22 protein-coding genes are annotated in these 26,402 nt (G+C 49.1%); 16 read left to right on the top strand and 6 right to left on the bottom strand.

Going from position 1 to position 26,402, the window contains the following annotated elements; genetic code table 11:
• Positions 1-9 precede the first annotated feature (9 nt).
• The 5 genes from ilvD (at position 10) to BLT15_RS00645 (ending at position 6,047) form a co-directional block, all read left to right on the top strand.
• Positions 10-1,671: a dihydroxy-acid dehydratase gene (gene ilvD, locus BLT15_RS00665; protein ID WP_089757661.1), complete on the top strand. Its 1,662-nt coding sequence runs from the start codon at positions 10-12 to the stop codon at positions 1,669-1,671.
• A gap of 56 nt (positions 1,672-1,727) precedes the next feature.
• The gene (locus tag BLT15_RS00660; protein WP_089757659.1) at positions 1,728-3,059 is read left to right on the top strand and encodes a four-carbon acid sugar kinase family protein; all 1,332 of its coding nucleotides are present in this window, start codon (positions 1,728-1,730) and stop codon (positions 3,057-3,059) included.
• 3 nt (positions 3,060-3,062) lie between these two features.
• Complete coding sequence (gene pdxA, locus BLT15_RS00655; RefSeq protein WP_089757657.1) at positions 3,063-4,076, top strand: 4-hydroxythreonine-4-phosphate dehydrogenase PdxA; 1,014 nt, start codon at positions 3,063-3,065, stop codon at positions 4,074-4,076.
• A 321-nt stretch (positions 4,077-4,397) separates the two neighbouring features.
• Complete coding sequence (locus BLT15_RS00650) at positions 4,398-5,375, top strand: TGS domain-containing protein (protein WP_089757655.1); 978 nt, start codon at positions 4,398-4,400, stop codon at positions 5,373-5,375.
• Between the two features lie 42 nt (positions 5,376-5,417).
• A complete protein-coding gene (locus tag BLT15_RS00645) occupies positions 5,418-6,047 on the top strand; it encodes an HAD family hydrolase (protein WP_089757653.1) in 630 nt (209 codons plus the stop codon).
• A gap of 29 nt (positions 6,048-6,076) precedes the next feature.
• Here BLT15_RS00645 and BLT15_RS00640 read toward each other — a convergent pair whose 3' ends face one another.
• Positions 6,077-7,216: a site-2 protease family protein gene (locus BLT15_RS00640; protein ID WP_089757652.1), complete on the bottom strand. Its 1,140-nt coding sequence runs from the start codon at positions 7,214-7,216 to the stop codon at positions 6,077-6,079.
• A 31-nt stretch (positions 7,217-7,247) separates the two neighbouring features.
• Entirely contained in the window at positions 7,248-9,167 is a 1,920-nt protein-coding gene (locus tag BLT15_RS00635) for an LTA synthase family protein (RefSeq protein ID WP_159429744.1), read from the bottom strand.
• Between the two features lie 223 nt (positions 9,168-9,390).
• Between BLT15_RS00635 and BLT15_RS00630 the strand changes: the two genes are divergently transcribed.
• The 3 genes from BLT15_RS00630 to BLT15_RS00620 all read left to right on the top strand — a co-directional run bounded on the left by BLT15_RS00630 (position 9,391) and on the right by BLT15_RS00620 (position 15,107).
• Positions 9,391-10,842, top strand: coding sequence for a metallophosphoesterase family protein (locus BLT15_RS00630; protein ID WP_089757648.1), 1,452 nt, complete (start codon positions 9,391-9,393; stop codon positions 10,840-10,842).
• Positions 10,843-10,862: 20 nt separating this feature from the next.
• On the top strand, positions 10,863-13,772 hold the full coding sequence (locus BLT15_RS00625; RefSeq protein WP_089757646.1) for an AAA family ATPase: 2,910 nt from the start codon (positions 10,863-10,865) through the stop codon (positions 13,770-13,772).
• Positions 13,773-13,961: 189 nt separating this feature from the next.
• On the top strand, positions 13,962-15,107 hold the full coding sequence (locus BLT15_RS00620; RefSeq protein ID WP_089757644.1) for a pyridoxal phosphate-dependent aminotransferase: 1,146 nt from the start codon (positions 13,962-13,964) through the stop codon (positions 15,105-15,107).
• A 24-nt stretch (positions 15,108-15,131) separates the two neighbouring features.
• Here the strand turns inward: BLT15_RS00620 and BLT15_RS00615 are convergent, their stop codons facing one another.
• Complete coding sequence (locus tag BLT15_RS00615) at positions 15,132-16,184, bottom strand: PTS sugar transporter subunit IIC (RefSeq protein WP_089757642.1); 1,053 nt, start codon at positions 16,182-16,184, stop codon at positions 15,132-15,134.
• A gap of 137 nt (positions 16,185-16,321) precedes the next feature.
• On the opposite strand from BLT15_RS00615, the gene BLT15_RS00610 reads away from it, so the two are divergent.
• Both BLT15_RS00610 and BLT15_RS00605 read left to right on the top strand, forming a co-directional pair.
• Complete coding sequence (locus tag BLT15_RS00610; protein ID WP_089757640.1) at positions 16,322-17,137, top strand: alpha/beta fold hydrolase; 816 nt, start codon at positions 16,322-16,324, stop codon at positions 17,135-17,137.
• The gene (locus BLT15_RS00605) at positions 17,134-18,039 is read left to right on the top strand and encodes an MBL fold metallo-hydrolase (protein ID WP_089757638.1); all 906 of its coding nucleotides are present in this window, start codon (positions 17,134-17,136) and stop codon (positions 18,037-18,039) included. The genes BLT15_RS00610 and BLT15_RS00605 overlap by 4 nt, the downstream gene beginning before the upstream one ends.
• Positions 18,040-18,042: 3 nt before the next feature.
• Here BLT15_RS00605 and BLT15_RS00600 read toward each other — a convergent pair whose 3' ends face one another.
• Together BLT15_RS00600 and BLT15_RS00595 are read right to left on the bottom strand one after the other, a co-directional pair.
• Positions 18,043-18,594 carry an ECF transporter S component gene (locus BLT15_RS00600; RefSeq protein ID WP_089757636.1) on the bottom strand — a complete coding sequence of 184 codons (552 nt, stop codon included), beginning with the start codon at positions 18,592-18,594 and terminating at the stop codon, positions 18,043-18,045.
• A 71-nt stretch (positions 18,595-18,665) separates the two neighbouring features.
• Positions 18,666-19,313, bottom strand: a complete 648-nt coding sequence (locus tag BLT15_RS00595) for a class I SAM-dependent methyltransferase (protein ID WP_089757634.1) — start codon at positions 19,311-19,313, stop codon at positions 18,666-18,668.
• A 304-nt stretch (positions 19,314-19,617) separates the two neighbouring features.
• Between BLT15_RS00595 and BLT15_RS00590 the strand changes: the two genes are divergently transcribed.
• The 5 genes from BLT15_RS00590 (at position 19,618) to BLT15_RS00570 (ending at position 24,177) form a co-directional block, all read left to right on the top strand.
• Positions 19,618-20,883 (top strand): MFS transporter, encoded by a 1,266-nt coding sequence (locus BLT15_RS00590; protein ID WP_159429743.1) that lies wholly within the window; start codon positions 19,618-19,620, stop codon positions 20,881-20,883.
• A 23-nt stretch (positions 20,884-20,906) separates the two neighbouring features.
• Positions 20,907-22,205 carry a diaminopimelate decarboxylase gene (gene lysA / locus BLT15_RS00585; RefSeq protein WP_089757786.1) on the top strand — a complete coding sequence of 433 codons (1,299 nt, stop codon included), beginning with the start codon at positions 20,907-20,909 and terminating at the stop codon, positions 22,203-22,205.
• 474 nt (positions 22,206-22,679) lie between these two features.
• Positions 22,680-23,294, top strand: a complete 615-nt coding sequence (locus BLT15_RS00580; protein ID WP_089757631.1) for a hypothetical protein — start codon at positions 22,680-22,682, stop codon at positions 23,292-23,294.
• Positions 23,295-23,405: 111 nt separating this feature from the next.
• A complete protein-coding gene (locus tag BLT15_RS00575) occupies positions 23,406-23,846 on the top strand; it encodes a NusG domain II-containing protein (RefSeq protein WP_089757629.1) in 441 nt (146 codons plus the stop codon).
• 55 nt (positions 23,847-23,901) lie between these two features.
• Complete coding sequence (locus BLT15_RS00570; RefSeq protein WP_089757627.1) at positions 23,902-24,177, top strand: hypothetical protein; 276 nt, start codon at positions 23,902-23,904, stop codon at positions 24,175-24,177.
• A 6-nt stretch (positions 24,178-24,183) separates the two neighbouring features.
• On the opposite strand, the gene cls is transcribed toward BLT15_RS00570, so the two are convergent.
• Positions 24,184-25,602: a cardiolipin synthase gene (gene cls / locus BLT15_RS00565; RefSeq protein ID WP_089757624.1), complete on the bottom strand. Its 1,419-nt coding sequence runs from the start codon at positions 25,600-25,602 to the stop codon at positions 24,184-24,186.
• A 260-nt stretch (positions 25,603-25,862) separates the two neighbouring features.
• Here cls and BLT15_RS00560 point away from each other — a divergent pair, with 260 nt between their 5' ends.
• On the top strand, positions 25,863-26,402 hold the full coding sequence (locus BLT15_RS00560) for a nitroreductase family protein (protein ID WP_089757622.1): 540 nt from the start codon (positions 25,863-25,865) through the stop codon (positions 26,400-26,402).

Genomic DNA, 26,402 nt, shown 5'->3' with positions numbered 1-26,402 from the left:
TGATAAACAGTGCGCAGTGATAAAGTTAAAAAGGGAGTGGAGAGAGCTCCTCACCGCAGTCTGCTCAAAGCTTCCGGTTACAGTCAGGAGGAGATTTCCCGCCCTTTTATCGGTGTTGTAAATTCTCACAATGAGATAGTTCCCGGTCACGTTCATCTCGACCAGATCGTGGACGCGGTGAAAAATGGCGTCCGGGCCAGCGGAGGAACGCCGCTGGAATTTCCCACCATAGCGATCTGTGATGGCATAGCCATGAATCACAGGGGAATGCTGTATTCGCTTCCCAGCCGCGAGCTGATAGCGGATACGATCGAAGCTATGACCTTAGCTCACGGTTTTGATGCTCTGGTCATGGTGCCCAACTGCGATAAGGTGATACCGGGTATGCTGATAGCAGCAGCCCGCCTCAATATACCGGCCCTGCTGGTCAGCGGCGGTCCCATGTTGGCCGGTAAATGGAAGGGGCAGCGGCGGGATTTAAAAGATGTGTTTGAGGCTGTCGGCCAGGCCAAGGTCGGAGAAATCGATGAAGAGGAGCTCAAAGAGATCGAGAGCCATTCCTGTCCCGGCTGCGGTTCCTGTGCCGGCATGTTTACCGCCAACACGATGAACTGTCTGACCGAGGTTTTGGGTATGGGGCTGCCCGGCAACGGCAGCATACCGGCTGTCATGGCCGAAAGAAAGCGGCTTGCTACCCGGGCAGGAGGTCGAATAATGGATCTGCTGGAAAAGGATTTAAAGCCCCGAGACATAATGCAGAAGGAAGCGTTTGAGAACGCCATCGCTGTAGATCTGGCCCTGGGCGGATCGACCAATTCTGTGCTGCATCTACCCGCCATAGCAGCTGAAGCAGAGGTGGATCTCGATATATCTCGCTTCGATGAGATCGGGCGAGAAGTTCCCCACCTCTGTAACATGAGTCCCGGCGGTTCGCATTACATGGAGGACATTTACTATGCCGGCGGCGTCCAGGCTGTAATCAAGAGGCTTACAAAGCTGGAGGTCATCGATGAAGAGACCAGAACGGTTAGCGGTCAGACTCTGGGCGAGATTGCCGACGAAGCCGAGGTGCTGGATGAAGATGTGATCCGCTCAGCCGATAACCCTTATCACGAGGAGGGGGGGCTGGCAATTCTCGAAGGCAATATAGCCCCGGACGGCTGTGTGGTAAAACAATCGGCTGTAGCCGAGGAAATGCTGACCCATAGCGGACCGGCCCGGGTTTTCGAGAGCGAAGAGGAAGCTGTGGAAGCCATGTACGAAGGCGAGATAGAGGCCGGCGATGTGGTTGTGATTAAATACGAAGGACCCAAAGGCGGTCCCGGAATGCGCGAAATGCTCGGACCTACCTCGGTTATAGCTGGCATCGGCCTCGATAAAGAGGTGGCGCTCATAACCGACGGCCGTTTTTCGGGAGCTTCCCGGGGAGCTTCGATAGGCCATATATCACCCGAAGCCATGGAGGGCGGTCCGATTGCCGCCGTCGAAGAAGGAGATGAGATAGAGATAAATATTCCGGAACGCGAGATAAATCTGCTGGTCGAAGATGAGGAACTGCAGAGCAGGCTGGAGCAGCTGGAAACAATCGAGCCCAAAGTCAAAGAAGGCTATCTGGCCCGCTATTCCCGGTTTGTTACCTCCGGGGACAGGGGAGCTGTTTATGAAAAATAGTCTCGGACTGTCGGCAGCTGTAGATTTTGTCCCGCCTGGTGCCGGGAGGTGATTGTATGGTTGAGGTGCTGGTTATTGCCGATGACCTGACCGGGGCCAACGCCACCGGAGTTCTGCTCTCTAAAGAGGGTTTTCGCACCGCTTCTTTTGATTATCCGCTCCCGGATTTTGAATCGGAGCTGGCTGATTTTGCAGCTGCTGCTGTGAATACTGCCAGCAGAGGCATTGCTGCCGGGAAGGCACGTGAAAGGGTTGAAAAGACGGCTGCTGATATTCTTGAAAGCGGTGAACTGCCCGAATTGATAAACAAGCGTCTGGACAGCACATTGCGCGGCAATATTGGCGCTGAACTTGACGGGCTGCTCGCCGCTCTGGGGGATGATTATGCGGCGGTGGTTGTGCCGGCCTTTCCCTCATCCGGCCGCATCTGTGTGGGCGGGTATCTGCTGGTAAATTCACGCCCGCTGGAGAGAACCGGGGCGGCTGAGGATCCTAAAACTCCGGTAAATAAAAGTTTCGTTCCAGAGATTATCTCGCGGCAGACGGGCCGTCAGATAGGCCGGGTGGAGCTCCGCGAGGTTCTAGCCGGCGGTTACCGGCTTGAAGAGGCTTTAAGGCGGCGCCGACAGGAGGGCTGTGAGATAATTGTCTGTGATGCCGTGGAGGAAGAGGATATAGATGTTATTGCCCGGGCTCTGCAGAATATAGAATTTAATTTTGTCACTGCCGATCCCGGGCCTTTCACCCGGGCTGCTGCCAGCCTGCTGCCGGGCAGAAAGAAAGCCCCCTCTTCTAAAAAGGTGGTTATGGCAGTCGGCAGCGCCACCGAAATTACCAGAGAACAGCTTGATTATCTGGAGGTTAACCGAGATCCAGCTCTGGTGAAAGCGGATGTTAAAAAGCTCCTGCAGCCGGAGCTGAGAAAGGAGGAGATCAGCCGCTGTCAGAATGATCTGCGGAAGAGAGCGGGAGAAAGCTCTATTATAGGAGTCGTGAGCGCCCGTACCCGCGACGATGTTCTGAGCGATGAGGAGCTCGAAACTTTTGCTGATTTTGATGAAGATATAAACCAGCTCGAGCCGGGAGAAGAGGAAGAAATTATGGAACGGGTCACTTCCGGGATAGCTGAGATTGCTGCCGGGCTACTGGCCGGGCTCGAGGAGCCAGCCGGAATTTTTGTCAGCGGTGGTGACAATGTCAAAGCTATGCTCGAGCGTTTGAACGCCCGGGGCATCGAGGTTGAAGAAGAAATTATTCCCCTGGCTGTTCGCGGACGTCTGATAGGGGGAGAATTTGCCGGACTTTCCTTTGTCAGCAAAGGAGGTCTAATCGGAGACGAGGATGCTATGGAGCTCTGTATAGATAAAATTAAGGCGGAGGAGGAATGATCTGTGAAGCACAGAATAGGTTTAACCATGGGCGATCCGGCCGGCATAGGCCCGGAAATAACGGTGGAAACACTGGCTGACAGCGAAATAGCCGAAATGGCGGAACTGATAGTTTTTGGTGACAGAGAGGTGCTGGAAAAAGCCCGCGAAATCGCTGAAGTCGATAAGGAGATCAGGGAACTTGACGAGGAATTTGCAGATTATGATTCCGATTATATAAATCTTTACGATATGGATAATATCGATATAGAAGAGATAGAATTCGGTCAGATCAGCGGCGGAGCCGGACAGGCCTCCTTTGAATATATAGAGAGAGCCTGTCAACTCGCTTTAGAAGGTCGGCTTGATGGAATTGTCACCGGCCCGATAAATAAAGAGTCATTAAAAGCCGGGGGAGTCGATTATATAGGGCATACGGAGATGCTGGGTGATCTTACTGATACTGATTATCCCCTGACCATGTTCGAAGTTCACGATCTGAGAATTTTCTTTTTGACCCGCCATTTATCGCTCAGAGAAGCCTGCGATCAAATAACTGAAGAGAGGGTTTATGAGAATATCGTCGAAAGCAATCAGGCTCTGGAAAGGCTGGGAATATATGAGGCCAATCTGGCCGTAGCCGCGCTAAATCCTCATGGAGGTGAAAGAGGACTTTTCGGCACCGAGGAGATGGAGGAGATAAAACCTGCGGTCGAAAGAGCACGACAGCAGGGTTATGATGTAGAGGGCCCTCTGCCGGCTGACAGTGTTTTTCATTTTGCCCTGCAGGGACAATATGATGCGGTGATCTCTCTTTATCATGACCAGGGACATATAGCGGCCAAAATGGTCGATTTTGAGCGCACAGTTTCCCTGACCAACAACCTGCCTTTTCTGAGAACTTCGGTAGATCACGGTACAGCCTTCGATATCGCCGGAGAGGGTATCGCCAGCCCCGTGAGCCTGAAAGAGGCTATCAGGGTGGGTGCTCGTTATATACCCTGTTTTCAGGAAAAAGAAGAAAACTGTCACCTATAAAGAACAATGGTAAAAATTTCTTGCAGGAGTTTTAATGCTGAACCAGAAATATTATTTTAGAGTCCGGCAGAAAACGGGCTCTAAACCCCTTCAGATATTAGCTGCCCCCCCGGTAGCCGTCTGGATAGGGGTAAATTTTCAGCCCGGCGTCTGATCTCCTATCAGGCGGCGGGCTGAACATTTTCAAGAAAACTTTTGCGAAGCTTATAGAGATATGTTGTTTGGTGCTAACGGATCCTGCGGCTGAAAGGCGGATGTGATGTTTTTTGAAGACTGTGTTATAATAATTTATGATAAAATTTATGGGAGGTTTTAAAATAGATGCCTGCCAATCTTCCGCCGGAATATTATGAAGCTGAAAAAGTCTATCAGGAAGCCAGCTCTCCCGATGAAAAGCTGGCTGCATTGAGGGAAATGCTGGCCGTTATGCCCAAACATAAGGGCACAGATAAACTTCAGGCCGAGCTGAGAAGCAAGATATCCAATATCAAAGAGCAGAAAGAGAAGAGCGATGAGAAGGCCCAATATAACCCCTACAAGATCAAAAAAGAAGGGGCCGGGCAGATAATCGTGCTGGGTTATCCCAATACCGGCAAATCTTCGCTGCTGGCATCTCTCAGCAACGCACCCGTCGAAGTGGCAAATTATCCTTTTGCAACCAATAAACCTCAGGCTGGAATGGTTAAATATGAAGATGTACAGATCCAGGTGATAGATACACCTCCACTGGTACCCGAGGATGTTCCCGGGCCCATGATCGGCGCTATCCAGCGGGCTGCCTTTCCGGTTATAATGATAGATGCTGCTTCGGAGAATTGCCTTGATCAGATTTCCGGCACCCTCGATTTTTTGCGCAGCAAGCGCATAGTTCTGGATGAAGTACCTGAGGGTGTTAAAGCCTTCACTCCTTCGGAACTGACCATCTTTGCCAGCAAGGTAGATCTGGAAGGAGCAGAGGAGAACCTGCAGGTCGTTCGCGAACTTTTTCCCCAGGTGGAGATAAAACCTGTTTCCTTCGAGGACGGTACAAATGTCGATAGGATACCGGAGATGTTTTATGAGAGGCTTAATATAATCAGAGTATACAGCAAAGAGCCCGGCAAAGAACCCGAGCCCGATCCTTTCACCCTCGATAGAGGAAGCACGGTCAGGGAGTTTGCCCGTTCTATTCACAAAGATCTGGCTGCTAATCTGAAGAAAGCGCGGCTCTGGGGTTCGGCTCGTTTTCCCGGCCAGCCGGTGCCTCAGGATTATGAGCTAGAGGATGAGGATACGGTGGAAATCCATGCTGAAACTTAAAAACTATACCAGGTCAGGTTTAACTGCAGGGAGGTATAAATAGTGAAAGAAACCGAAGAGGGAGTTTTGATCAAAAATATCGTGTTCGATGTAGGCGGTGTCCTTCTGGAATATCCCCCCGTAGATTATTACGGCAGATATGTCGATTCGGAAGAAAAGGCCCGGGAGCTGGCTAATAAGACTTTTTTCTCGGATGACTGGGAAAAGCTGGACAGAGGACTTCTGGAGAGGCGAGAGATTATCAGGATTTTTTGTGATAAATATTCCGATGAATCTGAAACTATTAGAAAAGCAATCGGCAGCTGGTCTAAAATGATGAGGCCGATCGAAGAAAATGTAGAGGTGGCCCGGGAACTGGATGAAGCCGGTTATCCTCTTTACATACTCTCCAACTATCCGTCTCAGGGCTTTTCCGAGGTTAAGGAGAAGTTTGATTTTTTCGAGCTGTTTCGCGATGAGGTGATCTCGGGTGAAGCTACCTACATAAAGCCTGAGGATGAAATTTATCAGATAATGCTCCAGGAGTTCAGACTGGAACCGGAACACACCCTGTTTATAGACGACGGTAAAGAGAATATAGAAGCTGCCCGGGAGAGTGGAATTTACGGCATCCACTGCGCCGGGGATACTGATCTGCGCCGGGAGCTGCAAAGATTAAACGTCAGTGTCTAGAAGCCGATTTGTCATGAGAAGAAGTCAGCTCAGAAATTCAGCTCGTCACCGTCCCGCCTCTTATCCCTGATGCTCTTAAGCTGATAGGCTTTCATTATATCCGAGCGCGTCAGTATGCCGACCAGTTCTCCGCGGTCGTTGACGACCATAAGTCTGCCGATATCCGCCCGGGACATCTTTTTAAAAGCGTCGAAAAGCTTGTCTTCCGGCTGCACCTCGATTAATTCGCAGGACATTATCTCTTTTATCTGTTTGAGCTCCTGATTTTCATCGGGAAACTCCTCTATATCTTCCAGCGTGACGCATCCTTCCAGTTCGCCCACTTCATCCACTACAGGATATCCGGAATGCTTTTCCAGCAGCATCTTATCGAGCAGTTCTCCGACTGTCATGTCTTTTTTTACAGTTATAACATTTTCGGTCATCAAATCTTCAACCCGAAAATCTGCAAAAGCATCGCGGACCAGATTGAATTTGTATTCCTGGCTGGCTCCGATATAAATGAAAAAAGCTATGAGCACCAGAATTATCTGGCCGTTGAGCAGTCCTAAAAGCCCCAGCATCACGGCAAAACCCTTGCCTATATTGGCAGCTATTTGGGTGGCCCTGAGGTAGGAGGTTTTGCGCGCCAGAAGGGAACGCAAAATTCTGCCCCCATCGGAGGGGAAGGCTGGCATCAGGTTGAATAGAGCCAGAAAAATGTTCATAAAACCGAGATAAAAAATTATCAGACGCAGATCGGCGCTCCAAAAGCCGGTTATCGGCCTGATGACAAAAAGCAGCAATATTCCTAAAGCCAGACTCAAAAGAGGGCCGGCGAAGGCCATTTTGGTCTCTGCTTCCGGCTCCAGCGATTCATCTTCGATCTGAGCCACTCCCCCTAAAAGCATCAGAGTTATATCTTTTATTTCCATGCCCTGAGTGCGGGCTACAAGCGAATGAGATAGTTCGTGCAGGGTGACGCTGACAAAAAGCAGAACTGCCAGTATAAATCCGAGCAGATAGGGGGCGAAGCTGAGTTCGACTCTTTCAATGCCGGCCAGCCCGGCTATCTCTTCGATGTTGTTTCCGATAGCTACGGCCATAAAAGGCAGGATGAGCAGGAAACTTATGTGAAGTTTGATCGGTATGCCGGAAATTTTGAGAATGGTCAGAGAACTTTTAAACATAACAGCAGGCCTCCCTGGCTGAAAATTTTAATCAATCTTCATCTTCCCGGGCGCGAGCCGGCATAATCTGGCGCATATAGTCGATTATAGCATCCAGTTTATCGGTATCTATTTCGTGTTCTTCTATAACCCTTCTGGGGTTTTCCCGGCTGCCGATTTTTTCAAGGTGATCGGGATACCGCAAAAACAGATTGTCGTAATAGAATATCTGCGGAACTTCGTGCAGAAAGAAGACAGGCTTTTCATCACCTTTTAATAGAGACCTGCCCAGAAATTCATAGGGTTTTTCCTCAGCCCCCAGCAGATCGAGAATGGTGGGGCCCAGATCAGTTATCGTTCCGGTATTTTCTATCCGATCCGGTTCGAGGAGAGGATGTTTAATCATAAGGGGTATCTGTTCCGGTTTTTTGACCTCCCGGTCGAGCTCAAAATCCACGCTCGAGCTGTAAAGTTCGGTATCTACGCTGGCATCGTGATCGGAATAGACGACAAAGAGGGTATTTTCGGTCATGTTTCTCCTCTCCAGTTCCTGATAAAAACGCCTGAATGCCCTGTCGGTAAAGGAAATTGACTGAAAGTAATCATGGAGAAACTGAGCATCTATATCGGAAAATTCTTCGACATAATGATTTCCCGGATAGGAGTCAAAGGGGGTGTGGCTGGTTACAGTTATAAAATAACCGAAGAAGGGTTCTTCTGCCCTCTCCAGTTTGTCGATCGACTGCAGAAAAAAGTCATAATCGTTGATGCCCAGATAAAAATCCTCTTTATCCATCACTTTATCTTCCAGCGAGTAATCAGCTTTGCCGTAAAATTTATCGAACCCCAGCTCGGGATAAGCTTTATCCCGATGGAAAAATGATTTATCGTTGCCGTGGAAAGCCAGGGTTTCATATCCTTTATCGTTGAGTTCATCGACGAGAGAGTCGAATTTGCTCATGTCATTATCGCGGAAAGCATAGGTGCGGTTTAAGGGATAAAGAGAGGTGAGCAGGGAAAAATCGGCATCAAAACTGCCGTTAACATGCATGGCATAGAAATTTTCGGCATAAATGCTCTCCTCTTTAAATTTATTGAAAAAAGGCACGACTTCTCTGCCTCGGTACTGAAAATCCATAACCTGTTCGTCGAGTGATTCTACCTGAACCACTATGATATTGGTTTCGGGAGGGATTTTCGCCTCCCCATCGAATTCATCTTCGAGAATGAAAGAGGGAAGATCCGCCATCTCGGGATCTTCCGGAGGCTGCCGGCGGGCCTGGATCAGATCATAGACTTCGAATAGATAGAGAGAGGAGATACCGAAAACATTGACAAAACCGGGGGCGCTCTCCCGGTAAAGCTTTTGGGGGTTTTGGTTGCCCAGCTGGAAATTGGTCAGGAGCGTCTGGCTGAATATAAGCAGCAGGACCATCAATATCACCACAGATTTTGTAGTTCGGCTGCCCGGAACCAGATCGCGCAGCTCTGCTCCCTCTTTTTGGTCGGTGACTGTCTGTGCTCCGGCCTCCGGTTTCTTCTTACGAAAGGCGGTCATGATGATTATATCGATAAAGAAGATGATATCGCCGAAATTGATTAATTGCCTGAAGATGATCATCGGGTTGCCTATATCTTCGCTGCCGATCAGGTCATTCAGGCTCAGATAATTGCCAAAGTAGCGGTTATACCAGAGATTGGCGGCAAAAAAAGCTGTGAAAACGGCCATCGTTCTGAGCAGAACTTTGCGCCCGCGGCGCTGTCGAGTTAAAGGCAGCAGGAAATATCCGATGATCACCAGAAAGGCTATATTGCGCAGAATCAGGCCTGACAGCGAGGGGACAACAAAAATTCTCACCAGCAAATAATTGTATTTGAGCAGAAAACCCAGCAAAAAAGCATAGGCGAACCAGCGCTGGCGTCTGTTGAAGCCAGCATATTTTTTATCGACATAATTTTTCTCGTTTTCCATACAATCACACCATTCTCCTGACAATATTTGTTGGTTTTTTCTTCTGAGCAAACAAGGCTTATCCTGTATAATCAATTTTATCATTTATGTTGATAAAAAACCAGTATGTTGATAAAAAACCAGACCGAGCGGAAGCAGGAAAATCGACTGAACGGAGAGAAAATTATAGTCAGTGGCCGAAAGAAGCGGAAAGAAAGCGAGAAGAGGAAGGAAGTTGTGCGTTATGAGCGATAATCTGAAATTTATACATACGGCTGATATCCATCTGGGAAGGCCTGTAAAGCACGGGGGCAATCCTCCGAAAAGGGTAGAAGAACATTTTAATCAAGCGGGATTAAAAGCCTGCCGGCTTATGGCAGCAGCGGCGGTGGCTGAACAGGTCGATTTTCTGCTTATCTCTGGTGATCTGTATGATCGCAGGGCCCGTTCGGTCAAAGCCAGCCGTTTTCTTCGGGATCTTTTTGCCGAATTAAAGCGGGAGGGTATTGCGGTCTATATTATCTCCGGCAACCATGATCCGGGAGGGGCCGAAAATGAACCCTTCGAGCTTCCGGATAATGCAAAAATTCTTGCTCAGGACGGGGTGGAGATGATCAGGCATCCGGAATTTCTGGAAAGGAATAAACCAGCTGAAGCAGAGCTACCCTCTAAAGAGAAAAACAGCCGGGCCCGGGTTCTGGGACAGTCCTATAGATCCAGATTCGAGGAGCGGAGCATGTACCGTTATTTTACCGTTCCCGATCAGACCCGCTACAATATCGGTATGCTTCATACGCAGCTGACTGCCGACAGCAGCAGGTATGTGCCGGTCTCGAAGTCCGATCTGCGGGATAAGTCGGGTATTCATTACTGGGCTTTGGGTCATCTGCATCGCCCGCAGGTTTTGAATCATAAACCTCCTGCAGTTGTTTTTCCCGGCACACCTCAGGCTCACAGTATCGGTGAGCGGGGACTCAAAGGCTGCTTTTTGGTCGGGAATGATCCAGAATATCCTTCCCGGCGCCCCAGTATAAATTTTATACCTACCTCTCCGGTTATTTTTCAGCGTCTTGTGGTCGACATTTCGAAAGAAGCTGAAAAAGGAGGTAAGACGATTGAAACTCTGACAGATCTCAAAGAGAGATTGAAAAAGCGAGCCAGGAAATTTATGGCGCGCAAAAACGAGGATAGAATGGATTTTCCCGGCAGCAGCAGGGTGAATTTGCTCGAACCTGAAAGCAGCTGGTTCTCCGGAAAAAAAATCAAACCAGGCAGAGCCTTTATCGTGCGCTGGGTGGTAGAAGGCCGCGGACCGGTTCACCGGTACATAAAGGATAACTTCGCAGAAGCGGCGGCCGAACTCATAGATGAACTCAATCGCATCTTTGCCGATGCGGGCAGAAAGACTATACTCTGGTCTAAATCGCTCCAGTTTCATACCGGACCGGAGCTTCCGCCGCACAACGAACTCAGGGAGAATGAACTTTATGATCGGGTGGAAAAGATACTGGCAGAGCTTGAAGAGGATGAAGAGCTCAAAAAAGAACTGCTTTCGGAGTGGGGCGAGATCTGGCAGGGATCTGAGGAGCCGGAAGAACGAAGAGATGATAGGTTTTATCCTGATGAAGAAACTCGCCGCGAGATTCTTAGTGCTGCCCGCCGGGAGATTATTACTCTGCTTTTTGACGGCGATTAAATTCGGTCAGGAGGAAAAAAATGAGATTTACGGAATTGTTCATCGGTGATTTCGGTGTTTTTCGCGAGGAAAAGATGACAGATCTCGATTCCGATCTGATTGTGGTGGGAGGAGGCAATCGAGCCGGCAAATCCACCCTCATGAAAATACTGAGATATCTCCCCTGGGGATTCCCTCGCCGCAGGGGGCTTTTGCCGCCGCCGGTTGAAAGCTACCGGGTCAGAGCCGATCTGGTCGGTGCAGATGGTGATCGTTACCAGCTCGGACTGGAAGGATATGGTGATCCAGTTTTGAGCAAAATTGAGGGTGAAACCGGTAAATCGGCGCGGGAGCTTTACGGGGGAATAGATCGCTTTAGCTATCGGCAGATTTTCACCATCAGTCTCAGCGAACTGCAGAAGGTGCCTCCCGGGATCGAGAGTAAAAAGGATAAGCAGCGTCTGCGCTCGGTTCTGCTCGGAGCCGGGCTGGCCAGGCTGACCGAACTGCCCGAGCTGGCCGATAGATATTTTAAAAGAGCCAGAAAGATCGGCGGCAAATACGGACGCACCGATGTGGGGGAATTTAAGAGTCCCCGCCGCCGCCTGGAGTCAGCTGGCGAAAAACTTGAGGAAGCTTTATCTCAGGTCCAGGATTATGGCCGGGCGCGGGATGAGCTCGAAGAGGTCCAGGCCGAGCAGGAGGAGCTGGAAAAGACCGAAGAGAATCTTAAACTGAAAAAAACGCGGCTGGATGTGCTTAAAAACCGCTACAGCTCGCTGGAAAAGCTCAGACGTCTTGAGAAAAAACATAAACGCCATCCTGGCAGCGCGCTCGATCTGAGCAGATATTCCTGCCGGAATGTCGATAGAGCGGAAGAACTTTTGGAGCGCAGTCAGGAACGTCGGCGTGAATTTGAACGTCTGGCTGCCGGAATAAGAAGCCGCCTGGCCGGAGACGAGATCGAACTAAAAAGCTTAATTAAAAGTTTCCGCGAGAGAAAGGAAAAGATAACAGCGGTCGGTGAACAGCTTTCGGGTCTAAAACAGCGGCTGGAAGATTATTTTCAGCTGAAGGAACAGCACGGCCGCAGGTGGAAGGAGCTGAAAAATAAAGCCGGCCAGGTCAATTCGGAATGGGAGCAGAATCTTTTGAATATGATGGAGTTAGAGACTGACAGCATAGAAAAGGACAGGCTGCTGCGACAAATATCGGACCTGGAGCAGATTGAAGCTGAAATCGAGGACAGGGAGGGTAAAAGCGAGGAACTGAAAGCGGAGATCGAAGATCTGAGCTTAAGCCGGGAGAACACGGCCGGTCGGCGGCCGGCTGAAATAAACAGAATTTCATTTATGTTAGCAGGAGGAACTCTGGCGGTTTCGATATTGATTTTTGTCTTCTTTTCCCCCGCAGCCGCTCTGCCGGCCGCAGGACTGGGGTTTGCCCTGGCAGGTGTTTTTCATCTGACAGCGGGCAGCAGGGCCAGGGATAGAGACCGAAAAATTGAGGAGCTGGATGCCCGCCTGGAGGCAAAGAGAAGCCGGCTTGAGAAAAAGAAAAAAGAGCTGGAGAATCTTCGTGAAAAAAAGCGGGAAATTCAGAAAGATCTCAACTTTTATCGCAGCAGGCTGGGGCTGGCTGAGGATGCTGGCCCGGAGCTGATAACAGACTATTTTAATTCGCTGCAGAATCTGCAGTCGGAATTTACCCGGCTGCAGGATGAAAAGAAGACTGTAAAGGAGAAAGCAGAGCGGCTTAAAGACGAGCTTTCCGGGATACGACAGCTTTTAAAGGAGATAGAAAAAGATGCGGGGTTAAATCTTTTCGTCCTGCCTGAAAAAGAGGAGCTTCTGATCGGAGGGGAAAGGATAGCAGCCGCCGCCGGGCAGTGTAAGGAGCATATGGAGGAAATCAATAGCCTGGCTGAGGCCCGGAGAAATCTGGAAAATCTGCAGCAGGAGACGGCGGAGGAATTTATACATTTTGATCCCGAGGAAGATGAGCTGGAAAATTTTTTGCAGCAGCATATCGAAAAAGGGAAAGAGGCACTCGATTATAAAGAATTGAGCGAAGAAGTTAAGAGCTTAAGAGAGCAGCTGCGGGATGCCCTGGCTGCTTCTGACCGCATCAGGCGATCCTTCCAGGATTTCGCTGCTGAGAAGTCTTCGCCCGGTAAAAAAACAGATCTTCTCGCCAGTTTCCGCAGTTTCTCAAATCTTTATGCATCCAGCGATGAAATCGACGAGGAATACGAAAAAACCAGAACAAAACTCAAAAATTTGCAGGACCGCAGTGAAACGCTGACCGAAGAAAAGCAAAAACTGAAAGACAGAATGGAAGAGCTTTCATCTCCTGACCGGCTCAGAAAAGCTCATTGTGAGCTCGATGAAGCCCGCAGTAAGCTTAGAAAGCGCGCTGAGAGTTATGCCCTGCATAAAACAGTCCATTTTTTGCTGAAAAAAGTCAGGGAAAGGGAAGTCGAGAGAGCCAAAAAAGAACTGTTAAAGCCGGCCGGGGAACTGCTGTCCGAAATGACTTCGGGAGAATATCAGGAGATAAAACCGGCCGATGAATCGGCGGAAATAGATTTTCGCGCCTCGAATGAAAAGAGCGGGGTCAAAAAGAGAGCTGAAGAACTCAGCCGCGGGACAAAAGAACAGCTATTTCTCGCGGTTAGACTGAGCAGGATACGAGAAATAGAACCTCCGCTGCCGGTTATATTTGATGATTCACTGGCCAATCTCGACCGCAGGCACCTGCTCGGTGCGCTCAGAATTATCGTCCGTCTTTCGCAGCGCAATCAAATATTTTTGCTGACCTGTCATCCTCATCTGATCAGGATGCTGAATGATGAAACAGAAAAAGGCCAGTACTGGCATCTTTGTTCCGGCGACCTTGAAAAAGTGGCAGCCGACGAGCTGATAGGCAGGCTTTCGGAAACTGATTTTTGATCTCTATCACAATGAAATTTTTCCCGGCCTCTTACCACCTGGGGTTTGCTGGTGTCGGTGGATGAAGGTCTTTTAAAAAAAATACAGAAGTTAATTAATGAGCCGGCTGAGCGATTACAGTCCGGCCTGCTTTTTTGTTTATAAAAAAACTTAAATAGAACCGCCAACCCGCAAAAGGAGTGAAAGAAAATGAGTCCTGAATGCGATGTTTCAAAGCGATGTCGGGAAATCCCTCCCTTTATTGCCATGGATGTGCTGGAAAAAGCAGAAGCTCTGGAAGAAAAAGGCCAGGATATCATACATCTTGAGGTGGGAGAGCCGGATTTCAATACCCCGCCGCCGGTGCGAGAAGCTGCCGCTGAAGCTCTGGAGGACAACAGGACACATTATACCAGCAGCAAAGGTTTAAAAGAATTGAGAGAGGCCATCGCCGAACATTATCGGCAAAGATATGATGTGGAAGTTTCTCCTGAACAGATAATTGTGACCACCGGATCTTCGCCGGCCATCCTGCTTATCTGCTCTGCTTTATTGAATCAGGGGGAGGAGATAATAGTTTCCGACCCGCATTATCCCTGTTATCCCAACATAATCGAGTCGGCCGGAGGGGAGGCGGTGAAAGTTCCCGTATATGAAGAGGATGCTTTTCAATATCGGAGAGAGGACATCGAGGAAAAAATAAGTTCTGAAACAAAAGGAATTTTTGTAAATTCACCTTCCAATCCGATGGGAACTTTGAGTACCGCCGAAGACCTGAAAGCACTGGCTGAACTGGATCCCTATGTTATTTCCGATGAGATTTACCACGGACTCGTGTATGAAGGAAAGGCCCGATCAATTCTGGAATTTACCGACCGCGCCTTCGTGGTCAACGGTTTTTCCAAGCTTTATGCCATGACCGGCTGGAGGCTGGGATATGCCATTCTGCCCGAGGAATTTGTGCGTCCTGTCCAAAAAATGCAGCAAAATTATTTTATCTGCGCCGGCTCCTTCGTTCAACATGCAGGTATCACTGCTCTGCAGGAATGTAATGAGTACGTGGAGAATATGGTGAATACATATGATCGTCGCAGGCGGCGTATAATTTCGGGGTTGAAAGATCTGGGATTCGGGATAAAAAATGAACCTACAGGAGCTTTTTACGTCTTTGCCGATGCCAGCAGATTCGGTGAAGATTCCTATGAACTGGCCTTCGATATTATGGAAGAGGCCGGAGTGGCGGTAACTCCCGGAATAGATTTTGGCGAGAATGCTGAAGGGTATCTTCGTTTTTCCTATGCCAATTCCCTCGAGAATATCGAGGAAGCATTAAATCGGCTGGAAAATTACCTGTAAAACCTGGCCGGCAAAGGGAAAAAATCAAAGATCAAGAGTCATATCGCCCTCTTTTATCAGATTTTTTTGGCGCATGAAGCTGCTGATCAGCAGCGCTATTACAGCCGGCAGCAGAAAATGGAGCAGAGCTATCTGACCCAGCACGGAAAAACTAAAACCCATAACATCGACAGTTCCGAACTGACCGACCAGGCCGGAAGTGCCCATGCCGGAACCGACGGGGCTGTTTTCCATACCCAAAATCACTGTGGCCACAGGTCCGAGCAAAGCCCCGGTTATAGTTGAGGGGAGCCAGATTAGCGGATTGCGCACGATATTACCGATCTGCAGCATCGAGGTGCCCAGCCCCTGGGAGACCAATCCCTCCAGGCCATTTTCGCGGAAACTGGTCACGGCGAAGCCGATCATCTGGGCCGAACAGCCGGCCGTGGCTGCCCCGGCGGCCAGACCTTCCAGCCCCAGCATGATTCCGATTGCGGCACTGCTGATGGGCAGAGTTAGGGCCATGCCCATGAGCGTGGAAACGATAATCCCCATGGGCAGCGGATGCAGATAGGTGGCATAATTTATGGAAGCTCCCAGAGCGGTCATAAAAGCATCAACGCCCGGACCCACAAATTCAGCCACTGTTAGGCCTATTATGATGGTCGTCATGGGAGTGATGACTATATCAACAGGGGTTTCTCCGGAGACAGCCTTGCCGAATTCCGTTCCGGCTATAGCTGCCAGAAGAGCTCCTACCGGTCCGCCGAGAGCGGCCCCGGCTCCCCCTGTAATAACCGAGGTGAAAACCACGAGTCCGGGAGCCTGCAGGCCTGATGCCACCGCAACGCCTATGGCCGGCCCCATCATATCCTGAGCCGTGCCGCCAAACTCGACCAGAAGTTCTATGCCGGCGGCATCTCCTATGACATCGAGAATAAGTCCAACGATCAGCGAAGCGAAAAGCCCTTTGGCCATAGAACTTAAAGCATCTATTCCGTATCTCTGCAGTGAAATCTCTATATTTTTGCGCTGTAAAAAGCCGGCTTCTTCCTGGCTGGATTCATCCGGGCCGGCACCCTGATTTCTTGACATTGACATCACTCCCGAAGATTGTTAATCAAAACTCAAGTTTTTTTAAGTATAATACAGCTCCCAAATTCTTGCAAACGGGGCAGAACCAGTTCGGCAAATATATATTACTATATTTCGGCAGGAGGATACAAAAAACGATGGCATCTGAACTTAAAAATCCGATGGTGGAGATGAATAAAATCGAACCGGGCGGCATTCCCGCGCTTGAATTCGTGCCCCCTCAAGAGCTTTTATCCGGCGGAATGATATATTATCACGGGTGGTCTTCGTGCAAGGAAAATCAGATATTTCGGGCGAGCACCATGGCTTCTCACGGATGGCGGGTGCTGGTGCCTGACGCCAGAAATCACGGTGAAAGAGGAGAATTAAATTATGATAAGCAGGAAATTGTAGCTGAACATTTTTTTTCAGTTCTGATCAATTCTGTTGAAGAAGCGGATTTTCTGCTCGGTCATCTGGAGGAAAAGCTGGGTGATAGCTCGCCTCTGGCTGCGGCCGGTCACTCGATGGGAGGATTTACGGTGTCAGGTATTTTGACAGCTGATGCAGGTGCGAAACTCGCTTCTGCCGTCTGTGTGAATGGCTCTGGAGCCTGGCTCAAAACAGTCGATATGCTGCTGGAGGAGGCGGCGAGAAGAGAAGGGGAGGAAGACAGCGGTGATCCCGAAGATTTTGAGGTCGATGTGGATAAAAGCGGGCTCGAAAAGCACGATCCCTTCCATTCATCTGAAAGGCTGGCCGGTGTACCGCTTCTGCTGCTTCACGGCGAGGATGATAGCTCGGTGCCGCTGGCAGCTCAGCGCCATTTTTATGAAAAAGCTTTAAAAGTTTATCGGGAACGAGGACGGGAAAAGCAGCTGGAGCTGGAAGTTTACGAAAATCTCAATCATTATTATACCACCGGAATGCTGGCCCGAACCATATCCTGGCTGGAAGAGAGGAGTCAAATATGAGCTTTCACAGCATCAGCGGTCGGGTCAGCTATATTAGCGGCGGCACGAAAACAGGAGTGATTGAGCTGGAATCCGGCGGAGCTTTTTTGATCGACTGCGGCCTGGATAAACGCAATGCCGAACGGATTATGAGCGAACTTCGCCGGGAAGGACTTCATCCGCTGGCGGCCGCCATAACCCACGGCCATGCCGACCATTCCCGGGGCTGCAGTTTCCTCAAAGAGGAGACGAACCTGGAAATAATTGCTTCCAGAGAGGAGTCCGTATTTATCGAGCATCCCCGGCTTGAGCCTCGTTATCTGTTTGCCGGTGCTCGTCCGCCGAAAGAGCTCAGAATTAAATCTCTGGAGGCAATCGGCTGTCCTGTCGATCATAAGCTCGAGCTGAAAGAAGATGCTCTGCAAATTTTCGATGAACGAATTGAGGCAGTTCCCCTGATAGGGCATACTCCCGGCCAGCTGGGTTTTGCCTGCGGAGAAGTGTTTTTTAGCGGAGACAGCTTTTTTACTCCTAAAACTTTAAACAGGCATCCGCTTCCCTTTTTTCTGGATGTCACCAGAGCGCTCGAAACTTTTGCTAAAATAGAAGACAGAACGGAAAGGTATTTCGTGCCCTCCCACGGTCAGATTGTAAAAGCTGAAGATCTTTCCCGGGTTCTGGAGGAGAACAGGCGGAGGATTGACGACGTCAGCGACATATTGATCAGGATATTGCAAAAGCCGAGACTGACTTCAAAATTAGGAGGGAAGGTCTGCCAGGAACTGAGTATAGAGATAAATAATCTTCACGAAGCTGTGGTCAACCGCACGGCGCTGATGGCTTTTTTGAGTCATCTCAAGGAAAAAGGCATAATAAAAGCAGAACCCTCCAGCGAAGGAATTGTCTGGAGGGGCGTCGATTAATTATCAGCTGGATCGATAGCGTCTAACCGCTCCGGCGATCAAGTTGGTCAGCAGGGCGGCCAGTATCATCTCCGGTATTCCCTGCATCACTCCCGTGGCCAGAGCTGCTTCGGTGGGCAGATAACCTCGAAGGGCGGTAAGACCCAGCACTCCGACCGTGTTAACCAGTGTACCGACTGCTCCGGCTGCCATAAATCCGGCGTTTTCGCTTCTGCTGCTGAGAGACCGGTAGATATAATAAGCTGCCACCCCGATGAAAAGACGGGGTAAGATGGCTATGGTGGGATCGGCGAAAAAGGGCGTGGTGGCCCGGGTGAAGCTGAAAAGGCCAAAAATGAGGCCGATCAAAAGCCCTACCAGCGGTCCTTCCAGAACTCCGCCGAGGATGGCCGGCACATGCATTATGGTGGCATGGGCGGCGGGGGTTGGCACAGGTATAAAACCCAGGCCGGAAGCTCCCAGCACTATAGCTACAGCTCCCAGCATGCCCGCTACCACTATTTTGCGGGTGGAAAACTGCCAGGCTCCAGCCCCGCTTTCACTGTTGGTCTGCATAATATACCTCCTACACATTAATTATATTACATAATCAATAAGCCGGCAATAGGAATTTATTCTTCTCTTATTTATTCTTTCTGCCAGACTATGCGTTTTTCGCGATCAGAGATTGCAACCTGCAGAGGGAATCTGCGGCTGATCCACTCTATTGTTTTCCAGCTAAAAAAAGTCACGTGGGTGCGATCGAGATGATAATGCCAGCCGGTGAATTTGTCGAGACCGGGATGCAGAGAGGTCATAACGGCCAGATAACCGCCTTCCTTTAAAAGCCCACACAATAGACTGATTTCATCGGCCGGATTGAAAAGATGTTCCCAGACCTCGGTGGAGGTAATGAGTCCGTATTGATTTTCTCGAAAATCTTCACCCGGGAAAAAATAAGGGTCGTATATATCCACTTCTGACAGCTTTTCTGCCAGCAGAGAGGCCAGTACCGGTCCGGGGCCGCAGCCGAAATCCAGGGCCCGATCGATTCCGGGCAGAAAAGGTCGGAGGAAACTATCAATGAACTCCTGCATCATATCTACATAACCCGGGCAGTCGAAGGTGTTATCATGTTCGAGATAGCGCTCGCGTTCCGCCTCCGGATCAGGTAGATGTTTTTCGGCGAGAAAAATCAGATCACATTCCGGACAGTGGTAAAAATCACATCCGGATTTTTCTTTTGTGCTGCTATGGGCTGAGAGATTCTGGTTGTGGCAGAGTTTACAGCGCATTTTTAAATTTTTCACCTGCCCGGGACCGTTTTTTTAGGCTCTTCTCCGAAACAGCTGATAAATATCGTATAAGATCACTATCACGGTAATAATGGCTGGATGATCCTAAAATATCACCACGGAATTCAATTTTATCACGTTATGGCGTGAGAAAGCAAAAAATACCTGTATACAAAAAAGATTTTTTGCTGTCCGCTTAAAATTTTCCCGCTTTTATTCTATAATTATAGATTAGAAGTTCAGAGTCGGGTCTGCTAAAAGGCTTTATTTTTCGTCTGGGCCGGGAAATGAGGAGGTCAGGATATTGTCCGGAAAAAACGATAATACAGAAATTTCCCGGCGGCGATCTGATCGAATACTGCTGCTGCTCGGAATAATATTATTTTTGAACGGGCTGGGCAGCGGGGTCGCTTTCCCGATCATACCGCTCTTAGGGTCTGTAATCGGGGTCTCACCCTTTTTTATCAGCATGATCATCTCAGCCAACCGCATTTCCCGGGTGATATTTAACACTGCTATCGGTGAGCTGGTCGATCGCTACGGGTGTCGAGGCCCCCTGATATGGGGACTTCTGATCAAAGCATTGAGCGTAGCCGGATTTATATTTTCCATCTGGAGCCCGGTAATTCCCGGTCATCTCTTCTTTATATCGCGCTTTTTATATGGGATAGGCTCGGCTATGGGCTTTATCACCACCTATGCCTTTATGTTTCACCTGACCGACAGAAGCAATCGAGGCAGCAGAACGGCCTATATCAGGACTGCCGGGCTTTTTGGCCTGCCTTCAGGTCTTTTCATCGGCGGTCTATTATCCGATTACTTCGGTTATTCAGCAGCTTTTGCTTTTTCGGCTGGATCTTTGTTTCTTTTCACTCTGCTGGCCTACAGTTTGATCCCTGGAGATATAGATTCAACTCCCGAGACCGAGGTATTGGGTCCTGTCAGAGCGGTCAGGCTGGCCCTTACCGACAGCAGGGTGCTCAGGATTTCATCGGCTAACTTTTTGGAATGGTTTGCTGTCCAGGGAGTTTTTCTATCTACGGCTGCCCTCTTTGTTGAAAGGATCGATCTGAGTCTTGGGGGTCTGGGGGCCGAGGGGATGAGCGGGCTTTTGATGGGCGTTATGATGTTCACCAAAGGCCTTTCTACTCTGATACTGGGCCGATTTATAGACGGGGCCAGCACCAGGTCTTTCTTCAGCCTGGTGGGAGCGTCGATGGGAGTTCTGGCATTTCTGAGCTGGGCCTTATTTAGATCGCTGGCTGCAGTCACTCTGGGTCTTTTGCTGCTGGGAACCTGTTCTGGAATCACCAGCAGTCCGCTTTTGACTCTTCTGGGAGATGTATCCCGGCCGGAGCTGCGCGGTAAGTCCCTGGGTATTTACAGAGTTTTCGGTGATGCGGGGGGCATGCTGGGCCCCATCTTCGGAGTCAATGCGGCTGAAGGCATGGGTTTTACCCCGACCTATCTGATTCTGGCTCTGGTGATGACAGCCATAATGGCTATAATACTGCCGCTTTATCGCAGAGAACGCCGGGACCTGCTAACAAATCCGCAAAACAGGAGCTGATAAATTTGCATAAGCTGGGAACGATGTCTGTATCGGAATCAGGCAGTCTGGAGATAGGAGAAGTTAAAGCAGAAGATCTGGTCGAGGAATATGGAACTCCACTGCTGGTCTTTGATGAGAAAGAGCTGAGAAAAAACGCCCGACTCTATTATCGAACTCTGGCCGAGTCCTATTCCGGGCAGTTTAAGGTTTTTTACGCCAGCAAGGCTTTCGCCAGCAGGACCCTGTATAGAATTCTGGATCAGGAGAACCTGCATGTGGAGGTAGTGTCAGGCGGCGAGCTCAACCGGGCACTCCAGGCTGAATTTCCGAGCAGAAAAATATTTTTCCACGGCAATAATAAAAGCCGCGAAGAACTCGTAATGGGTCTTGAAAACGAAATAGGCGGTTTTTTCATCGATAATCATGAGGAAGCGGAGATGCTGGAAAAAGCCGCCGAAGAGCTGAACACTCAAACTGAGGTTATGATAAGGTTAAAACCGGGGATCGAAGCCCATACCCATGAATATATAATGACCGGGCAGAGCGATTCCAAATTCGGAGTCGGGATCAAAGACGGTGATGCCCGGCAGCTGATAGAGCGTTTGAGCTCCTCCGCTGTATTAAATCTGACCGGGCTGCATGCTCATATCGGTTCGCAGATATATGAACAGGAAGCCTATTTAAGACTGGTCGAAATAATGTTTGATTTTATGGACGAGATAAAAAGAGACCTGGGGCTGGAATTTTCCAGCCTGAATCTGGGCGGCGGCCTGGGTATTCAGCAGAATGAAGAAAATCCCGAGGTGGATGTCGAAAGATATCTCGAGCTTATCAGCGAAAAGGTAAGTGAGGAGGCAGATAAGAGAAATTACCGGCTTCCTGAGATTATGGTTGAGCCGGGACGCTCGATCGTGGGAACGGCAGGCACCACCCTTTATAGAGTTGGAACGATAAAGAGGGTCAGCGAGAACAAAAAATATATCGCAGTCGATGGAGGGATGGCCGATAACATCAGGCCGGCCCTTTATGACGCCGAATACAGCGCTTTTCTGGCCAATAGGGCCGATGAAGAACCGATCGAGTCTGTTTCGGTGGCGGGCAAATTCTGCGAATCGGGGGATATTTTGATCGATGAAATCGATCTTCCCCGGGCTGAGCGCGGAGATATTCTGGCTGTGCCGGCCACCGGAGCCTACACCTATCCTCTGGCCAATAATTACAACGAGGCCTGCCGTCCTGCTATTGTTATCGTCAACCAGGGTAAGGCCAGGCTGATCGAACGCCGGGAAACCTATGAAGACCTTGTGCGGCGGGATATTATTCCGCCCGAATACAGGTGAGATAGGCTGTAATGAAAAATTTAGAGCATTAAATCTTCCAATAAGCAATATATAATTATGACTGCAGCTATGTCCTGCCAGCTGAAAGAGAGAAAATTTCTTTGGATTAAATATCCGCAGGGTAAACCCGGGCCTTATTTTATGGGCCCGGTTTTTAAATTTGGATCTTCCTCTTATCAGTTGATAGATATCGTATAAGATCGGGGAAAAATTTCATTGTGAACGAAGCTTTATATCTTAACGAAGCTTTATATCTTACAGTACAACTAAATGGGGTTTTTGACACACCTATTTGCCAACAGAAGACGGGAAGATCCTTAAATTTCAGAATAACTTGTATAAAGTGGGGGTTCTTTGATAAAATGATCTCGGTAAGGCATTGATTTAATTTTTGGTGATCGTATCCTGCTGAACGGGACTAAAAATAAAAATTTTGATTTCAAGAAAAATTTCAGCAAAGGAGGCTGTCATATTATGATCGCTGATAATGATGGAGACAGAATAAAAAGCGCCTATGAAAAGGCTATGGAGCGAGCTGAAGATATGATCGAGGATACCGAGGGGAGCATTAACTACGAGCGCCGGGAAGAGATCAAACCCAAATTAAGCCGCTATTTTCAGGGGGGGATCGATTCGGACGAGCTCTGGCAGGAGTTTTCTGGAGCAGAGGAGGATGAACTCAAGATGGCCCAGGAGATGATAATAGAATCTCTCGGCCTGAATTCCAGCGAAGAGGAGATCGAGAAAAGACGCCAGGCAGTTCTGGCCCTGGAAGATCTTAAAGACAGTTCTCAGGTCAGAACAGCAGAAAGAGCACTTGATCAGGCTTCTAAAGTGGTCCAGCAGTACAACAGCGAACAGGAGAGACTGCGCAGCAAACTCAAGGATATGATGAGACAGCAGATGCAGGACCAGCAGCAGCGGGGACAGTTAAATGGTGATGCAGTTACCATGCAGGCAGTCCAGAATATGGACGAAGAGACGCGGCGGCGCATAGCCCGCACCCGTGAGCAGATGGAGAATAAATTTCAGGAACAGTGGGATGAGGTCAAAGGACAGCTGCTGGACGCCCTGGGACTGGAGAAATAATCCTGTTCCAAAAGTTTCAGGAGTTATTAAGGCAGAAGGTCCTGGTATTATAATTTTAATGAAGGGTGCCAGGGGCAAAAGCCAGCACCTTACTAGAGGTGGTGTTAGTTTGTGAATGTTCTCAGTAAGATTTTAAAAAAGATGACCAGAACGGATATCGTGCTGGTTGTATTGATAGTAGTTCTGTCCCTGGCCGGTATAATCTTTCCCCTTCTGCATACTTCCGAAGAGCATGATGAACTGCAGCTGGTCATAGAGCAGGGGGGCGAAGAAATTTTGCGTCAGGAACATCCCTATCAGGAATCGGGAGTGCAGAAGATCGAATTCAGCTGGGAAAGTGAAGAATATGTAGCCCGACTTGAGCATGACGGCAGCCGGGTCAGGTTAAAGCGTCTGGAGAAGGACGTCGTACCGCTCCCCATTCATGTCGATATGGGCTGGATAGAAGAGCCAGGGGAGATGATTGTAGCTTTGCCGGTGCAGATGGTGGTTGAACTTGAGGGCGATACCGGCGAAAGAGAGCTGGATGGAGTTTCTGGCACCTATAATTAAGCCTGAACGGCTGCCTGTGTACTGTGGAGGGCTGGGCTGGAAGGGAGGGAGATAGATGGAATTTTTGACTGCGGAGGTTATTCTGAGGGTTTTAGCTGTGCTTTCCGGCATGCTGCTGGCTCGTTTTTACGCCCGGAAGCGGGTGAGCCATCTCAAGGCTATTCTGCATGCAGTTGCTGTTTTGCTGGTGGGGTCTTTTTTGATGACCGTCCTTACCCGGCTTGCCCTCCCCGAACTGCTGCTCGATGCAGCTGATCTTCTGGTTTCTTTTGCCGCCGGCTGGGTTTACGGAAGACATAGACTCGACAGCAGTATATTTAGCCGGGATTGATCTGCTTTACAGCACAGGTGCTATCAGTCTATAGAGAGATTCCTTGAATTTCATATTCCAGCTTCTGGAATCATAAAGCTCGGGGGTGATCTCGATGGAATCTTCCAGATCGCGGCGGAATATTTCTGCCAGTTCGGCTGAAGTTTCCTGATCATAAATAAAGGCGTTGATTTCAAAGTTCAGCTTGAAACTTCTGACGTCCATATTGGCTGTCCCCACAGTTCCTATCCTTTCGTCGATTACCATCATTTTGCTGTGCAAAAATCCTTTCCTGTAACGGAAGCAGCGGGCACCTGCTTCCAGCATTTCTCCCACAAAAGAATTGTTGGCTGCATAAACAAAAGGATGATCGGGCTGCGCCGGTATCATTATTCTCACATCCACCCCGGTTTGAGAGGCCACCTTGAGTGCTTCCAGCATGGACTCATCGGGTATGAAATAAGGTGTCTGAATATAAATAGAGTCTGAGGCTCCATAAATCATCCGCAAAAACATGATTTTTATCTCCTGTGCTTCTGAATCGGGACCGCTGCTTACTATCTGAACCTCGGCTTCCCCTTTTTCTTCTTTTGAGGGAAAATAAACTTCCTCATCGAGCAGCTCCTCTCCGCAGGCAAAACTCCAGTCGAGCAAAAACCTGTGCTGCAGGCTGTCGACGCTGTCACCGCTCAATCGCAGATGAGTATCGCGCCAATCTCCAAAACGATCAGTCTCGCCCACGTATTCTATTCCAACATTGATGCCGCCGATGTATCCGTGCTGACCATCTATGATTACATTTTTGCGGTGATCCCGATAATTTAAGTCTACCAGAAATGGAGCGAACTTTACTGCTCTGCCCCCGGCTGAACGCAGCTTTTTCAGAAGATAATCGGGCAGATTGCGGCAGCCCATTCTGTCGTATAGGAGCCTCACCTCGACTCCTTCGCTGGCTTTGTGAGTGAGGATGTCGAATAATTCCTCCCCGAGCCAGTCTCCGTTGATAGCATAGTAGTTGATATGGATAAATTTTTCGGCCTGACGCAGATCCTGGAAAAGATCTCTGAATTTATCCTCGCCATGAGTATATATTTTAATATTATTTTTCCCCACCAGCGAGGGAACACGACTGTTAAAACCCAGTTTGATAATGCTTTTTTCCAGAGTGGCCCGGGTTCCGGATTGATCTTCGGGAGCGAAAAAATCACGGTCGTTGGGAGTTATCATTTTTTTGCGGTCGTGTTTTTGTTTTTTCTGAAAATACCTGCGTTTGCGGGGCGAAAGGCCAAAAAAAAGATAGACCAAAAAACCCACGAGCGGCAGCAGAGCCAGAATCAGGACCCAGGCCCAGGTGCTGGAGGGATCGCGTCTTTCGAAGAAGATAAGAATTATGATGAATATCAGGTTTAATCCGAGTATGAGCAGCGGCAGCGAAGTAATATCCATGGCGATCTTATTTCCTTTCCTCTGCCGGGTATTAACCCGAAAAATGAATTAAAAAAAGCAGTTCGGTAGGAGATCTGCAGCCAGTGCAGAATAGTAATAATGGATGAATACCGGTATATCAAAAAATACGGCTCTGTATTTAATATTAAATACAGCTGCCTTTATCTCCTTTAAAACCCTGCTTACTTCAAGATTATATCAAAAACTATCACAGACGTATCAACATATTTTATCTTTATTAGCGGAGGGGGTCTGATAAAATGTATCTCGATTTGCTCAAAGAGAGAAGAAGCATAAGAAATTACAGCGGCAGAGAGGTTGAAGGCGAGGATATTCAGCAGATAATTCAGGCTGCTTTGCTCTCGCCCACCTCGCGGGGCAGTCGCCCCTGGAGGTTTGTGCTGGTTGATGACCCGGATCTTTTAGAAGATCTGGCCGCGGCCAAAGAGGAAGGATCTGAATTTGTATCCGGAGCAGAAATGGCCATAGTGGTGGCAGCCGATCCGCGGGCCAGTGATGTCTGGATTGAAGACTGTGCTATCGCAGCAGCCAATATGCACAATATAGCTGCCGGTATGGACCTGGGATCATGCTGGGTGCAGATCAGGAGGCGTAAATGTAAAGATGGTAAGAGCTCGGAGAAGTACGTCCGGGAACTGCTGGGACTGTCCGAACAGCTGCGAGTGGCCTGTTTTCTGGCGGTGGGATATCCAGAGGATAATAAAGAGTCCCGTCGTCTTGAAGATTTATCCTATGAGAAAGTCCACTATAATTATTACGGGCAGGACATTCCCGAATGA

Source organism: Halarsenatibacter silvermanii, assembly GCF_900103135.1.
GTDB classification, from domain to species: Bacteria; Bacillota; Halanaerobiia; order Halanaerobiales; family Halarsenatibacteraceae; genus Halarsenatibacter; species Halarsenatibacter silvermanii.
This window is presented reverse-complemented; position numbering and strand designations above follow the sequence as displayed.